Origin of the sequence: Sphingomonas sp. PAMC 26605 (assembly GCF_000241485.1) — a bacterium.
GTDB lineage: Bacteria > Pseudomonadota > Alphaproteobacteria > Sphingomonadales > Sphingomonadaceae > Sphingomonas.
Map to the genome: position 1 here is coordinate 1908420 of NZ_JH584241.1, position 13877 is coordinate 1922296.

General features: G+C 68.2%; 14 protein-coding genes. 7 read left to right on the forward strand and 7 right to left on the reverse strand.

The annotated features are described in order from the left end of the window. Positions 1 to 265: 265 nt before the first annotated feature. The 5 genes from RH90_RS08845 to hpnI all read right to left on the reverse strand — a co-directional run bounded on the left by RH90_RS08845 (position 266) and on the right by hpnI (position 4881). Positions 266 to 1168: a hypothetical protein gene (locus tag RH90_RS08845; protein ID WP_010185193.1), complete on the reverse strand. Its 903-nt coding sequence runs from the start codon at positions 1166 to 1168 to the stop codon at positions 266 to 268. A 14-nt stretch (positions 1169 to 1182) separates the two neighbouring features. Then, the gene (hpnK, locus tag RH90_RS08850; RefSeq protein WP_010185195.1) at positions 1183 to 2007 is read right to left on the reverse strand and encodes a hopanoid biosynthesis-associated protein HpnK; all 825 of its coding nucleotides are present in this window, start codon (positions 2005 to 2007) and stop codon (positions 1183 to 1185) included. After that, positions 2004 to 2201, reverse strand: coding sequence for a hypothetical protein (locus RH90_RS08855; protein WP_029625165.1), 198 nt, complete (start codon positions 2199 to 2201; stop codon positions 2004 to 2006). The genes hpnK and RH90_RS08855 overlap by 4 nt, the downstream gene beginning before the upstream one ends. A 94-nt stretch (positions 2202 to 2295) precedes the next feature. Continuing rightward, positions 2296 to 3720, reverse strand: a complete 1425-nt coding sequence (gene hpnJ, locus RH90_RS08860) for a hopanoid biosynthesis associated radical SAM protein HpnJ (RefSeq protein ID WP_010185196.1) — start codon at positions 3718 to 3720, stop codon at positions 2296 to 2298. A 3-nt stretch (positions 3721 to 3723) separates the two neighbouring features. Further along, positions 3724 to 4881, reverse strand: coding sequence for a bacteriohopanetetrol glucosamine biosynthesis glycosyltransferase HpnI (gene hpnI, locus RH90_RS08865; RefSeq protein ID WP_010185197.1), 1158 nt, complete (start codon positions 4879 to 4881; stop codon positions 3724 to 3726). Positions 4882 to 5286: 405 nt separating this feature from the next. On the opposite strand from hpnI, the gene hpnA reads away from it, so the two are divergent. From hpnA to RH90_RS08900, 7 genes are read left to right on the forward strand one after another with little or no spacing between them, the layout of a single operon-like run. Further along, positions 5287 to 6285, forward strand: a complete 999-nt coding sequence (hpnA, locus tag RH90_RS08870; protein ID WP_010185198.1) for a hopanoid-associated sugar epimerase — start codon at positions 5287 to 5289, stop codon at positions 6283 to 6285. Next, entirely contained in the window at positions 6282 to 7508 is a 1227-nt protein-coding gene (locus tag RH90_RS08875) for a glycosyltransferase (protein WP_029625167.1), read from the forward strand. Before hpnA ends, RH90_RS08875 begins: the two co-directional genes overlap by 4 nt. Beyond that, positions 7505 to 8353 carry a squalene synthase HpnC gene (gene hpnC, locus RH90_RS08880; RefSeq protein ID WP_010185201.1) on the forward strand — a complete coding sequence of 283 codons (849 nt, stop codon included), beginning with the start codon at positions 7505 to 7507 and terminating at the stop codon, positions 8351 to 8353. Before RH90_RS08875 ends, hpnC begins: the two co-directional genes overlap by 4 nt. Then, positions 8350 to 9189 (forward strand): presqualene diphosphate synthase HpnD, encoded by an 840-nt coding sequence (hpnD, locus tag RH90_RS08885; RefSeq protein WP_010185202.1) that lies wholly within the window; start codon positions 8350 to 8352, stop codon positions 9187 to 9189. The genes hpnC and hpnD overlap by 4 nt, the downstream gene beginning before the upstream one ends. A gap of 29 nt (positions 9190 to 9218) precedes the next feature. Beyond that, positions 9219 to 10439, forward strand: coding sequence for a hydroxysqualene dehydroxylase HpnE (hpnE, locus tag RH90_RS08890; RefSeq protein WP_010185203.1), 1221 nt, complete (start codon positions 9219 to 9221; stop codon positions 10437 to 10439). 9 nt (positions 10440 to 10448) lie between these two features. Further along, positions 10449 to 12563, forward strand: coding sequence for a terpene cyclase/mutase family protein (locus RH90_RS08895; protein ID WP_010185204.1), 2115 nt, complete (start codon positions 10449 to 10451; stop codon positions 12561 to 12563). Next, positions 12560 to 13333, forward strand: coding sequence for a phosphorylase family protein (locus tag RH90_RS08900; protein WP_051124650.1), 774 nt, complete (start codon positions 12560 to 12562; stop codon positions 13331 to 13333). Before RH90_RS08895 ends, RH90_RS08900 begins: the two co-directional genes overlap by 4 nt. Here the strand turns inward: RH90_RS08900 and RH90_RS22555 are convergent. Both RH90_RS22555 and RH90_RS08910 read right to left on the reverse strand, forming a co-directional pair. After that, on the reverse strand, positions 13305 to 13643 hold the full coding sequence (locus RH90_RS22555) for a DUF6883 domain-containing protein (protein WP_010185206.1): 339 nt from the start codon (positions 13641 to 13643) through the stop codon (positions 13305 to 13307). The genes RH90_RS08900 and RH90_RS22555 overlap by 29 nt on opposite strands. After that, on the reverse strand, positions 13636 to 13872 hold the full coding sequence (locus tag RH90_RS08910) for a DUF4926 domain-containing protein (protein ID WP_010185207.1): 237 nt from the start codon (positions 13870 to 13872) through the stop codon (positions 13636 to 13638). The genes RH90_RS22555 and RH90_RS08910 overlap by 8 nt, the downstream gene beginning before the upstream one ends. Between the last annotated feature and the right edge of the window lie 5 nt (positions 13873 to 13877).

The following is a 13877-nucleotide window of genomic DNA, read 5'->3' on the forward strand; positions in this document are numbered from 1 at the left end:
CGGCACGGTGGACCCCGGCACGAGGCCGGGGTGACGGGCGTGGGGAGGCGGGGGCGCGGTATTCCAGGCGGTCTGTTTGGTTTGGCCGTGGAAGGGTTCGCGCAGAGGCGCAGAGGCGCAGAGCGGGAGCGCGTGCTATGCGCCAAGCGCTCTTCTTCAGCCCGGCAAGAGCAAAATCGCTTCGCGACGCGCGCAACCCCTCTGCGCCTCTGCGCCTCTGCGCGAACACATCAACAGACGCCACGTATCGCCACCCCGAAATGAGTTAAGCCGCTGTGGCAGCTTTCTTCTTCCCCATAAAGCGCAACACCAGCCGAATCGCGCCGGGCACGAACTTGGGGCGAATCAGCCGCTCGTCATAGACCGACAAACGCCGGTCGTTTTCGGCAAGACAGATCGCCGCGAGCTCGGGGAATTCGATCTCGACGCCCAGCTCCTTCGAGCCGTTGAGCGTGAAATTGTTCTCCTGTGCCTTGGTGTTGTCCTCGCCCATGCCCTTGGCCATGTCGATCCGTTCCCAGATCAGCGCGATCCACACCGCCCACACCTTGAGCTCGAACCACGGACGGCGCCACAGCGGCATAGTGCGGCGGTGCCACGCGACCCAGTTGACGAAGAACAGGATGTGCCGTCCTTCCTCGCGCATCACCGGCTCGAACGTCTCGACCAGTTCCTCGGGGAAGAAGCCGGTGTCCTTGGCGATCTTGAACAGCCCGAAGCCGAAAAAGCTGTCGATGCACTCGGAAAAGCCCGTCCGCATGAAGGCGAACTCGGGGTCGCGCGGGCGCTTATACTCTTCCTCGGGCTGGAGCTCGATGCCGTAGAAGGTGACCATGTCGGCGAGCACGATCTTGTGGCGGCTCTCCTCGTACGCATTCATGTCGATCGCGTCGCGCAGCAGCGGATCGGCGATCTGCTCGCCATAGGTCTTGACGTTCATGCCCGCGCGACCCTCGGTCGCGACCGCGATGTCCCAGATCGGCAGCGACACGATCCGCTGCCGCGTTTCCTCGTCGATCACCGGCCAGTCGATCAGCGCGGGGCGATACGGATCGTGCGTGTCGAGCATGGTGCGGCAGAACAAGGTCTTGTGCGCATCACTGCCGAGCGGGACGCGCGCGCCGGGGGCGGGGCCGGCGGGGGCCATGGATTTGGGGATGAAGTTCATCGGGTCTCTCCCGGTTACAAATCGGCGAAACGCGCAAGGGTTATACCACGCTCGACGACGATCGCGCGCGCGTTGGAATCGAGCAGGGCGGCGAATTCGGCCTCGTATTGATAGCCCGGCGCCGAGAGTGGATAGGGGCCGGTGGCGGGGTGGAGATAGATTTCGCTGACGCCCTCGGGCAGATGCGCGAGCACGCCGCGCAGCCGCTCGGCATGCATCGCGCCCGACCAGGCAAGACCGAAGACGCGGTCGGGAACCTTGACCCCGCGCTTGCGCGCCGCGACCTGGACGAGCTTGGCAAAGGGGCGGGCGATGTCGACGCCGCCGACGGGCTCGAACTTCGCCAGCGTCGTGCGATCCTCGATCGGCGCGCGCATCGCCGTCATGCCGTGCCGCAAGCCGACGTCGAGCAGCACGCCGGCGATCACCGGGTGCATGTGCATGTGCTTGTGCGTGTTGACGTGATCGAGCGGCAGGCCGGTCGCTTCGAACAGCGCGAATTGCGCTTCGATCTCGGCCTCGAGCTGGCGGCGGACCGATTTCAGCCCGACGAGTTTCAGCGCGACCGGAAGCGACTCGATCCGGAACGCGCCATTGGCATCGACCAGATCGGGGATTTGCGCCGGCGAGAGCGCGGGCGGCGTCTCGGCGAGCGCGACGTGCAGCCCGACCCCGAGCGTCGGTGTCCGCCGCGCGCGCTCGACCGCGTCCGCCGCGCCTGCGCCCGTGACCATCAGGCTGGTGACGGTCAGCACGCCTTCGCGATGCGCCTGCTCGACCGCGGCGTTGACCTCGGTCGAGACGCCGAAATCGTCGGCGGTGATGATCGCTATTTTCACGCCGGCGCGAAGCCGTAGAACACCGGGTCGGCGAGCACCGCGTCGGCGACGTTCTGCGGGTTGGGCACGGCGATGCGGCGCAGCAGCGCGATCATCGCGCCGCGGTCGCGCGCGCGCACCGCGTCTTCCCACAGTTCCGTCCGGCCCGTCGCGGCGAGCCGCTCATTGACCGTCATTCCTGCCAGTGTCGTCATAGCCAGAACCACATTCTACTCTTCGGGAAGCCGGCCCCGTTCGCCCCGCACCGTTTCGACGGGCGCAGCCGGCACGGGCCTGTCCCCGCCCTTGTTACGCGGGCTCTTTGCGGCGGCGCAGGAAGTCGAAGAATTCGACGCCTTCGCGCAGGCGGCGCTTCATCATCTGCCAGTCGGTCAGCATCTCGCGGACGATGTCCCAGATCTTCGACGGGCGGAAATAGAAGCGCTTGTAGAACTCCTCGACCTTGTCGAAGATCAGCGCCGAGGGGAGATGCGGGTAGGACAGCTGCGCGATCTGCGTGCCGCCGTCGGTCAGCAGATGGTCGCCACCGTCGAACCAATTGTTCTCGACCGCCTGCTTGTAGAGGAACGTCCCCGGATAGGGCGCCGCGAGCGAGACCTGGATCGTGTGCGGATCGATCTCCTTGGCGTAGTTGATCGTCTCCTCGATCGTCTCTTCGGTCTCGCCCGGGAGCCCCAGGATGAAGGTGCCGTGGATGACGATGCCGAGTTCGTGGCAATCCTTGGTGAACTGCCGCGCGACATCGACGCGCAGGCCCTTCTTGATGTTGTGCAGGATCTGCTGGTTGCCGCTCTCATAGCCGACGAGCAGCAGGCGCAGGCCGTTGTCCTTGAGGATCTTCAGCGTCTTGTACGGCACGTTGGCCTTGGCGTTGCACGACCAGGTCACGCCCAATTTGCCGAGCTCGATCGCGAGCTCTTCGACGCGCGGGAGGTTGTCGGTCAGCGTGTCGTCGTCGAAGAAGATTTCCTTGTTCTGCGGGAAAGCCTCCATCACGTACTTCACTTCCTCGATCACATGGCCGATCGAGCGCGTGCGGTAGTTATGCCCGCCGACGGTCTGTGGCCACAGGCAGAAGGTGCAGCGGCTCTTGCAGCCGCGGCCGGTGTAGAACGAGACATAGGGGTGGAGCAGATAGCCGCCGAAATACTTCTCCATCTGCAGATCGCGCTTGTAGATCGGCGAGACGAAGGGGAGGCTGTCCATGTCCTCGATGACCTTGCGGTCCTTGTTGTGGATGATCGCGCCGTCATCGTCGCGCCACGAAATGCCCTCGACTTCGCGCAGCGGCATGCCGTTGGCGACATCGACGATCGTGAAGTCGAACTCGTTGCGCGCGACGAAGTCGATCGCGGTCGAGGTCTCGAGCACCTTGGTCGATTCGACCGCGGCCTTGGCGCCGATGAAGCCGATCTTGATGCGCGGGTTGCGCTGCTTGATCAGCTCGGCGGTGTGGACGTCCTGGCGGAACGACGGGGTCGAGGTGTGGAGAATGACGAGGTCGCGCTCGTCCATCTCATGCGCGATGTCGTCCCACGACTGATCGTGCGCGGGGGCGTCGATCAGTTTCGAGCCTTCGACCATCGCGGCGGGCTGGGCGAGCCAGGTCGGATACCAGAACGACTTCACTTCGCGCTTCATCTGATAGCGCGCGCCGGCACCGCCGTCATAGCCGTCGAAGGAAGGTGCCTGGAGAAAAAGGGTCCGCAACATCGTTCAGTGCTCCGTGGCCGCTACGATGCGGCCGTCCTGCTTCATTGTAAGGGTCGCCCCGCGCCAATCAACCGACCGGACGAAGAAGCTGGCGATATAGACCGCAAAAGCGGCGAAATCATGCAGCAACGCGATTCCGAACGACGCGACCGGTCTCCCTACCGCTGCATCGACGCTTCGCACAACCACCCAGCGCGCGAAAATTGCTGCAAGTGCGAGGATGAGCCCGGCGGCGGGCCAATAGAGCGCGGCCAGTACCGCGACGGGGAGCGGCAGGCCGACGATGCTGCCGACATAGGGCCAGAAGGTCAGATCGCGCACCGTCGCGGCCCAGCGCAGCTCGTGGCGCCATACGGCGCGGGCGCTGTCTTCGTCGCAGGCATGGGTGACGAGCATCGGCGGGACCGCGACTTGAAGGCCGAGCGCGCGCACGCTTTCGCCGATCGTATAATCGTCGGCCAGCACGTCGGCGAAGCGCGCGAAGCCGCCGATCGCGTCGAGCGTCTCGCGCCGCAGCGCGATCGTCGAGCCCATGCACGGCGTCGCGAGCCGCTTGGCGACGCCGAAGGTCGCGCCGAGCAGGAATTGATAGCTGACGCCGGCGGCGGCCATAAGCGACCAGAAGCCGGCGTCGCCGCGCCCGCGATAGAGGCAGGTCACGGCTCCGACGCCGGGCGCATCGAGCGCCGCGAGCAGCTGCGCGAGATAATCGGGCGCGACCGCGATATCGCTGTCGCTGAGGATCACGATCGGGTGGCGCGCCACGCGGTCCATGTTGATCAGGTTCGACAGCTTGCCGCTCGCGCCGTGGACGGTGGCGTCGATGACGAGGTCGATATCCGCTTGCGGGTGCGCTGCCTTGAGCGCGGCGACCACGCCGATCGCGGGATCGTCCGCACGCTGCACGCCGAGGACAAGCTGAACGGGGCCGTCGTGCGTCTGTGCGAGGAAGGTCGCGAGGTTGTCGAACAGCCGCGGCTCGGCGCCGTAGAGCGGCTTGAGGAGGGTGACGGCTTCGTTGCGCACCGGCGCGGGGTGGTGCGCGCCGAAGAAGCGGCGGAACGTGCGCGCGGAGACGAGCAGGAAGCCGATCCCGCATGCGGCGAGCGCAATCGCCAGCCAGCCGAGCGCTGTGCCGATGAGGAATGGGAAATGCTGCACGATGATCGCCCTTACGCTGCCGGACAGGGGCGGGCTAGGCGGTGGGCGGGTGAAAAGCGCGTCATGTCCTTGCGCTTCCCGCCGTCACCCCGGCCTTGTGCCGGGGCCCACCGGGCAACGACGCTGTGTATTGACGTCCCGGCCTGCGCGCGCGTCGCGGTGGACCCCGGCACAAGGCCGGGGTGACGGCGAGCGGCATTTCATCCTCCCCCGCTAGGGGGAGGTGGCAGCCGCAGGCTGACGGAGGGGGCGGAAGCGCGGCGCCCTAGCATTGAGCGCTCGCTTGCCTCCCCCTCCGGCGCATACGCGCCACCTCCCCCTGGCGGGGGAGGATTGCCGGGGAACGCATCGCGGAGGTTTGACTGGACGCCGCGGCGTTCTACAGCGCGGCGGCAAGGAGATACGGTGGCGGACGCAGACATCATACTCGTGACCGGGGTTTCGGGCTTCGTCGGTTCGGCGGTCGCGCTCAAGCTCGCCGAATCGGGCGCGCGCGTGCGCGGGCTGGTGCGCGCGAGCAGCGCACGGACCAACCTCCGCGCTTTCCCCGGCGAGCTGGTCGAGGGCGATGCGCGCGATCCCGTGGCGATGGCGCGGGCGATGGCGGGGGCACGCCAGCTCTATCACGTCGCCGCCGACTATCGCATCTGGGCGCGCGATCCCGAGGAGATCGTCCGCAACAACCGCGCGAGCACCGCGGCGGTGATGGAGGCGGCGCTTGCCGCCGGGGTCGAGCGGATCGTCTATACCAGCAGCGTCGCGACCTTGCTGCCTGATCATGGCCGCCCGTCCGATGAGACTCGCCCCGCAACGCCCGAGCAGGCGGTCGGCGCCTACAAGCGCAGCAAGGTGGTCGCCGAGCGGCTGGTCGAGGCGATGGTCGCTACGCAGGGGCTCCCCGCGGTGATCGTCAATCCCTCGACGCCGATCGGCCCGCGCGATGCGCGCCCGACGCCGACCGGGCGGATCATCGTCGAGGCGGCGAGCGGGCGGATGCCGGCGTTCGTCGAGAGCGGGCTCAACCTCGTCCATGTCGACGACGTCGCCGACGGGCATATCGCGGCGATGGCCAGGGGGCGGATCGGCGAGCGCTATGTGCTCGGCGGGCAGGATGTGGCGTTGCGCGATATGCTGGCGAGCGTGGCGGGGATCGTCGGGCGCAAGCCGCCGACGGTGCGGATTCCCCGCGCACCGCTGTTTCCGCTGGCGTGGGTCAATGAGCAGGTTGCGCGGGTGACGGGCAAGGACCCGTTCCTGACGCTCGATTCGCTGCGGATGGCGGCGCACGACATGTATTATTCGAGCGCAAAGGCCGAGTCCGAGCTGGGCTATCGCGCGCGGCCGTACCGGGAGGCGCTCGCCGAGGCGATCGCGTGGTTCGCGCAGGCGGGGATGCTGGCGTGATCGTGCTGGGTGTTGCGCTGGCGTCGCTGGCGATCTGGCTGGTGCTGGTGTTCGCGCGCGACGGGTTTTGGCTGACAAGGGAGCGCGACTCGCTTCCTCCCCTCCCTGGAAGGGAGGGGGCGGGGGTGGGTTGGCCTAATGCGGGCGTCGACCTCTCCACGGGCCGACCCACCCCCAGCCCCTCCCTTTCAGGGAGGGGAGCAGCAGGGGATTGGCCGTCGGTCACGGCAATCGTTCCGGCGCGGGACGAGGCCGATGTGATCGCGCGGTCGATCGGGAGTCTGGCCGCGCAGGACTATCCCGGCGATTTTCGCATCGTGCTGGTCGATGATTCGAGCAGCGACGGCACCGCCGATATCGCGCGCGCGCTTGGATCAGAGCGGCTGAGTATCGTCTCCGGCGCCCCCCTCGCGCCCGGCTGGACCGGCAAGCTCTGGGCCGTCTCGCAAGGCATCGCCGCCGCGGGCGACGCGCCCGATTACCTCCTCCTCACCGACGCCGACATCGCGCACGCCCCCGACACGCTGCGCAGCCTAATCGCCCGCGCGGTCGAGGACGACCGCGTGCTCGTCTCGCTGATGGCGCGGCTGCGCTGCGACAGCCTCGCCGAGCGCGCGCTGATCCCGGCGTTCGTCTGGTTCTTCCAGATGCTCTACCCGTTCGCCACTGTAAACCGCCGCGGGCGCGGTCTCGGTGCCGCCGCCGGGGGCGTCATGCTGGTCGAGCGCCGCGCGCTCGAAGCGGCGGGCGGCATCGCCGCTGTCCGCTCGGCGCTGATCGACGATTGCGCGTTCGGCGCGCTGCTCAAGACGCAAGGCGCGGTGTGGCTCGGGCTGACCGACCGCGCGCTGAGCATCCGGCGCTACGACAGCTGGGGCTCGGTCGCGGCGATGATCTCGCGCTCGGCCTATGCCCAGCTAGGATATTCGCCGCTGCTGCTCGCCGGCACGACGCTCGGGCTCGCGCTGACCTATCTCGCGCCGCCGGTCTTGGCGATTGCCGCGCGCGGCCCCGCACAATATGCTGCGATCGCCGCGTGGGCGCTGATGGCGCTGGCGTTCCAGCCGATGTTGCGCTTCTACCGCCGCTCACCACTTTGGGGACTGCTCTTGCCGGCTATCGCGACTTTCTATGCTGGATGCACGCTGCTCTCGGCGTGGCAGCATATCCGCGGCCGTGGCGGGCTGTGGAAGGGCCGCGTCCAGGCGGATCTAGCGGCATGAGCGCCGCCGCCGCCGCCGATCTCGCCTCGGGCAAGGGGCATAAGGACGAGAATTTCCCCGTCGCCTCGGTCCTGCTCAAGCCCGAGCATCGCGCGCCCGTGATGGCGTTCTACCGCTTCGCGCGGGGAGCGGACGACGTGGCGGACAATCCGGCGGTCTCGGCCGACGAAAAGCTCGCGCTGCTCGGCGCGATGCGCGCGACGATCCTGGGGACGCGCGACGCCGATGTCGCGTCGGTCGCGCTGCGCACGACGATGGAGTCGCACCGGATCAGCCCGCAACACGCGCTCGATTTGCTCACCGCGTTCGAGCGCGATTGCACCGTCGACCGCTGCGCCGACTGGGCGGCGCTGATCGACTATTGCCGCTATTCGGCGATGCCGGTCGGGCGCTACGTGCTCGACGTGCACGGCGAGGACCAGGCGACCTGGCCGGCTTCGGACGCGCTGTGCGCGGCGCTGCAGGTCATCAACCACACGCAGGACTGCGCGAAGGATTATCGCGCGATTGGCCGAGTCTATCTCCCGCTCGATCTGATGGCGCGGCACGGCGCGAGGCTCGAAGACCTCGAAAAGCCGGTCGCCTCGCCGGGCCTGCTTGCGACGATCCGCGATCTTGCCGCGCGCAGTGCGCAGTTGCTCGACGAGTCGGCCGGGTTTGCCGGGCAGATCCGCGATCGCCGCCTCGCCGTCGAAGTCGCGATCATCCACCGACTCGCGGTGAGCCTGACGCAGCGGCTCAGGACGCGCGATCCTTTGTCGCAGCGTGTCCACCACCGCCCATATGAGGCGCTTGGCCTCGCGGCGTTGGCGGCGGCGTCGCAAGTGGTTAAGGGGCGGGGATGAACCCCAAGGCGACCCCCGCGCAGCTCCAGGCGCAAGTCTCGGGCAGCTCCTTCTACGCCGGCATGCGCGTGCTGCCCAAGGTGCAGCGCGAGGCGATGTACGCGGTCTACGGCTTTTGCCGCGAGGTCGACGACATCGCCGATGACGAGGTCGGCGACCGGCCCGAACGCGCCGTCGCGCTCGATGCGTGGCGCGCCGATATCGAGTCGCTCTATGCCGGTGGTGATCCCGGGCGCGCGGTGCTGGTGGCCGAGGCGGTGCGCCGCTTCGCGCTCGACAAGGCCGATTTCCTCGCGGTGATCGACGGCATGGCGATGGACGTCGAGCGCGACATTCGCTGGCCGACGATGGCCGAGCTCGAGCTGTACTGCGACCGCGTCGCGTCCGCGGTCGGACGGCTTTCGGTCAAGATCTTCGGGATGGAGGACGCGGTCGGCATCGCCCTCGCGCACCATCTCGGGCTCGCGCTGCAATACACCAACATCCTGCGCGACGTGGACGAGGATGCCGCGATCGGGCGCGTCTATCTGCCGCGCGAGGCGCTGCTGGGAGCAGGCATCGCGCTGCTCGATCCGATCACCGTGGTCGGCGATCCGCGAGTCGATGCGGCGTGCCGCGTGCTCGCGGCCAAGGCGCGCCAGCATTTCACTGCAGCGCAGGCGATCCTCGATCAGCGCCCGCGCGGTCACCTCATCGCGCCGCGGTTGATGGCGGCGGTCTATGCGCCGATCCTGACACGGATGGAGGCCGAGGGCTGGGCGCCGCCGCGGACGCGGATCAAGGTCAACAAGCCGGCGCTGATCTTCACCGTGCTGCGGCTGATGCTGTTCCGTTGAGCGCGCGCGTCCGGATCATCGGGGCTGGCATGGCGGGGCTCGGCGCTGCGGTCGATCTCGCGCGTGCGGGCGTCGCCGCCGAGCTGATCGACGGGGCGGCGCAGGCCGGCGGGCGCTGCCGCTCGTATCACGATCCGCAGCTCGGCCGCACGATCGACAATGGCAACCATCTCGTCCTGTCGGGCAACCGCGCGGTCGCCGACTATCTGGGTGCGATCGGCGCGAGCGACCGGCTGAGCGGGCCGCTCCACGCCGATTTCGCGTTCGTCGATCGCAAGACGGGCGCACGCTGGGCGGTCCGCGTCAATGACGGGCGGCTGCCGTGGTGGATCTTCCGCGACGGACGGCGCGTGCCCGGCACGCGCGCGATGGACTATCTCCGGTTCGGCGGGCTGCTCGGCGGCGGGGCGGGGGAGACTGTGGCCGACCGCGTCGCGCCGCGCGGCGCGGTATGGGACAAATTGATCGAGCCGATCCTGCTCGCGGTGCTCAATACCGCGGCGGCGGATGGCTCGGCGCGCCTGACCGCAGCGGTGATGCGCGAATCGCTCGCCATGGGCGGGCGCGCGAGCCGGCCGCGGATCGCCGAGCCGACGCTGGCGGCGGCGTTCGTCGATCCGGCGCTGACGTGGCTCGAGCGGCAGGGGACGCGGCTGACGCTCGGGCGGCGACTGCGCGCGTTGAAATTCGCCGATGACCGCGTCGTCGCGCTCGATTTCGGCGCGGGCGAGGAACCGGTGGCGCCGGGCGAATCGGTGATCCTCGCGGTGCCGCCCTGGGTTGCCGAGTCGCTGGTGCCGGGTCTCGTCGTGCCCGACGCGTTCCGGTCGATCGTCAACGCGCATTTTGCTTACACCCCGCCGGCGGGGGTCGCGCCGATGCTCGGGGTGATCGGCGGGACGGCGGAATGGATCTTCGCTTTCCCGGACCGGCTATCGGTGACGGTCAGCGCCGCGGACCATCTCGTCGATACCGATCGCGCCGAGCTCGCGGCGACCTTCTGGGCGGATATCGCCGCGATCCACGGGCTGCCCGCGACGCTGCCGCCGTGGCAGATCGTCAAGGAAAAGCGCGCCACCTTCGCGGCGACGCCCGAGCAGGACGCCAAGCGCCCGCCCGCGCGCACCCGCTGGAGCAACCTGTTCCTGGCAGGCGACTGGACGCAGACCGGGCTGCCGGCGACGATCGAGGGCGCTTTGCGCTCGGGCGAGACCGCTGCCCGCTTGGCGCGTGGGCGCGCACTCGGCTAAGGGCGGGGGATGACTATCGAGACGATCGACCGCGCGAGCCTGGTGAACGAGGCGGACGCCACCGCGACCCGTGCCGCGGCGGCTCTGGGCGCGCTGCAGCGCGCCGATGGGCATTGGGTGTTCGAACTCGAGGCCGATGCGACGATCCCGGCGGAATATGTGCTGCTCCGGCACTATCTGGGTGAGCCGCGCGATGCCGAGATCGAGCGCAAGATCGGCAATTATCTGCGCCGTATCCAGTCGGCGAGCCATCACGGCTGGGGGCTGTTCCACGGCGGCGCGTTCGATGTCAGCGCGAGCGTGAAGGCCTATTTTGCACTGAAGATGATCGGCGATCCGCTCGATGCGCCGCACATGGCGCAGGCCCGCGCCGCCATCCACAAGGCGGGCGGGGCGGCCGCGGTCAATGTGTTCACGCGGATCCAGCTTGCCTTGTTCGATTGCGCCGACTGGCGGACGGTGCCGACGCTGCCGGTCGAATTGATCCTGCTGCCGCGCTGGTTTCCGGTGCATCTCTCGAAGATGTCGTATTGGGCGCGGACGGTGATCGTGCCGTTGTTGGTGCTTGCAGTGAAGAAGCCGGTCGCGCGGAACCTTTCGGGCGTGCGGGTCGACGAGCTCTACACGCACAAGCGCGCGCCGCTCGAGAGCCGCGCGGCGGGGACCAAGCGCGCCTGGACGAAATTCTTCAACGGGCTCGACGTCGTGCTCAAGGCGGCCGAGCCGCTCTGGCCAAAGCGCACGCGGCGGCGTGCGATCCGCGCGTGCCTCGATTTCGTCACCGAGCGGCTGAACGGCGAGGACGGGTTGGGCGCGATCTATCCGGCGATGGCGAACAGCGTGATGATGCTCGATTGCCTGGGCTGCCCGGCCGACGATCCGATGCGCATGGTCGCGCGCGAATCGGTAGAGCGGCTGCTCGTCATCAAGGACGACGAAGCGTATTGCCAGCCGTGCGTCTCGCCGGTGTGGGACACCGCGCTCGCCGCGCACGCGATGCTCGAGGCGGGCGGCGACGACGCCGAGGCGCGCGCGATGGCGGGGCTCGCCTGGCTCAAGCCATTGCAGGTGCTCGACGTGAAGGGCGACTGGGCAGAGGAGAAACCCGACGTCCGCCCCGGCGGCTGGGCGTTCCAGTACAACAACGCGCATTATCCCGATCTCGACGACACCGCGGTCGTGGTGATGGCGATGGACCGTGCGAAGGATCGCGCGCCCTTAAGCCCCTCCCCGTCAGGAGTGTCGGGTCGGCCATCCCCCCGGGATGGCCTGAAGGATGCGGGGCATCCTTCACCCGACACTGGGTTGGGGTGGGGCCGTGCCTTCAGTCTGACGCTGGAGTCCGCAGGCACGCCCCCAGCCCCTCCCCTGAAGGGGAGGGGAGAGGACTATGCCGAGGCGATCGCGCGCGGGGTCGAATGGACCGTGGGCCTGCAGAGCAAGGACGGCGGCTGGGGCGCGTTCGATGCCGACAACAGCTATCATTACCTCAACAACATCCCGTTCGCCGACCATGGCGCGCTGCTCGACCCGCCGACCAGCGACGTCACCGCGCGCGTCGTGTCGATGCTCGCGCAATTGGGCGAGACCGATTCGCCGCGGATGAAGGCGGCTTTGGCCTTCCTCGAAAAGGAGCAGATGCCCGACGGCAGCTGGTTCGGGCGCTGGGGGGTGAATTACATTTACGGCACCTGGTCGGTGCTGTGCGCGCTCAATGCCGCGGGGCTCGATGCGAAGCATCCGATGGTACGCAAGGGCGCCGACTGGCTGCTCCACATCCAGAACCTCGACGGCGGCTGGGGCGAGGATTGCGAGAGCTATGCGCTCGACTACAAGGGCTATACGCCCGCGCCGTCGACCGCATCGCAGACGGGGTGGGCGCTGCTCGCTTTGATGGCGGCGGGCAAGGTCGATCATCCCGCGGTCGAGCGCGGGGTGCGGCATTTGATCGCGACGCAGGCGGCCGATGGGCTGTGGGGGCAGGAGAAGTACACGGGCGGCGGGTTCCCGCGCGTTTTCTACCTGCGCTATCACGGCTATCCAGCGTATTTTCCGCTGTGGGCGGTGGCGCGGTATCGCAATCTGAAGCGCTCGAACGCGGGCCGGCCGGCGTTCGGGATGTGAACCTGCTCGTCGCCTGCGGGCTGCACCGCGAGGCGGCGATCATCGCGCGGCCGGGCGTCGTGGTGGTCGCTGGCGGCGGGGATTCGGCGCGGTTGGAGCGCGAGCTCGAAGCGGCGGTTGCGGGGGCGACTGCGATCCTGTCGTGCGGTGTGGCGGGTGCGCTTGATCCGGCATTGCGCGCCGGGGACGTGGTGGTGGGCACCCTCCACGACAGCCGTCACCCCGGACTTGTTCCGGGGTCCACCGTGCCGCAAAATCTACGGCCCGAGCACGCGCGGCACGGTGGACCCCGGGACGAGCCCGGGGTGACGGATAGGGTGGGGGCTGGGCGCGAACTCATGGGATGGCTCGCGCACCATCTTCCCGAAGCGCACACCGGCACGATCGTCGGTGCGGACAGCATCATCGCTTCCGCCGCGGAAAAGGCCGCGCTGTATGCCCAGACTGGTGCAATCGCGGTCGATATGGAGTCGCACATCGCCGCCCGCGTCGCCGCACGTCACAACGTGCCCTTCGCGATCTTGCGCACCATTTCCGACAGCGCCGACCACGCGCTCCCCCCAGCAGCGCTCGTCGGCATGAACCCCGACGGCAGCATCGCGCTAGGCGCCATCGTCAAATCGCTGGCACAAAATCCCGCGCAACTCCGCGCCCTCCTCCGCACGGGGCGCGATGCAAGTCGGGCGTTTGCGTCGCTAAAGCGCGCCTGCGCAGCGATCGCCGAGATCGACGGTGGTGCGTTCAGCCGCCCTGAAACGGATAGGCCGTGACGAGCCGCTGAAGCCTCGACCCGGTCTCCAGAAACCAGACGGAGCGAACACAGGGGTTCCGGCCGTCGGGGGTATCGAGGCGGCATTGGACGACGCTTTTGATACCGTAAGCGGACTCGGCAACATCCACGACCGCATTGGCTTCCGGATGGGCGAGCAATGCCTCCAGCAGCTCAACAGGCCGATCGACCGAAAAACCGAAGCGCTCGAAAAAGGCGGCTTTCGATCTGCCGACGGCGTGTGCAGGGTTGAGCAGATAGTCGGTGACTTTCGCCTCGGAGATGAGGCGACCGCCTGACAGTCTAGCCATGCAACGCTGTAAGTTCGCTCGCGCGCAGCGTCACGACCACCGGGAAAGGTTCGATGAACTCGACCTCGAACGCCTCGCCGTCGCGATGGCGATACACGGCGGTGCCCATTGCCCCGATCGGCAGCCGCCCTTCATCGAGCTTCACTTCCGCCAGAAGGCGCACGACGTCGAGCTCGCGAATCGAACGCCCGGCATCGTCGGGCGTTCGTTTCGCGGGAGCCTGCGCCATGACGC

Excerpts from the sequence above, each read along its gene's own strand:
- hpnE (WP_010185203.1), top strand. The coding sequence starts at position 9,219 with ATGGCGGGGCTCGGCGCTGCGGTCGATCTCGCGCGTGCGGGCGTCGCC.
- hpnC (WP_010185201.1), top strand. The coding sequence starts at position 7,505 with ATGAGCGCCGCCGCCGCCGCCGATCTCGCCTCGGGCAAGGGGCATAAG.
- RH90_RS08910 (WP_010185207.1), bottom strand. The coding sequence starts at position 13,872 with ATGGCGCAGGCTCCCGCGAAACGAACGCCCGACGATGCCGGGCGTTCG.
- RH90_RS08895 (WP_010185204.1), top strand. The coding sequence starts at position 10,449 with ATGACTATCGAGACGATCGACCGCGCGAGCCTGGTGAACGAGGCGGAC.
- RH90_RS08845 (WP_010185193.1), bottom strand. The coding sequence starts at position 1,168 with ATGAACTTCATCCCCAAATCCATGGCCCCCGCCGGCCCCGCCCCCGGC.
- RH90_RS22555 (WP_010185206.1), bottom strand. The coding sequence starts at position 13,643 with ATGGCTAGACTGTCAGGCGGTCGCCTCATCTCCGAGGCGAAAGTCACC.
- RH90_RS08855 (WP_029625165.1), bottom strand. The coding sequence starts at position 2,201 with ATGACGACACTGGCAGGAATGACGGTCAATGAGCGGCTCGCCGCGACG.
- hpnJ (WP_010185196.1), bottom strand. The coding sequence starts at position 3,720 with ATGTTGCGGACCCTTTTTCTCCAGGCACCTTCCTTCGACGGCTATGAC.
- hpnD (WP_010185202.1), top strand. The coding sequence starts at position 8,350 with ATGAACCCCAAGGCGACCCCCGCGCAGCTCCAGGCGCAAGTCTCGGGC.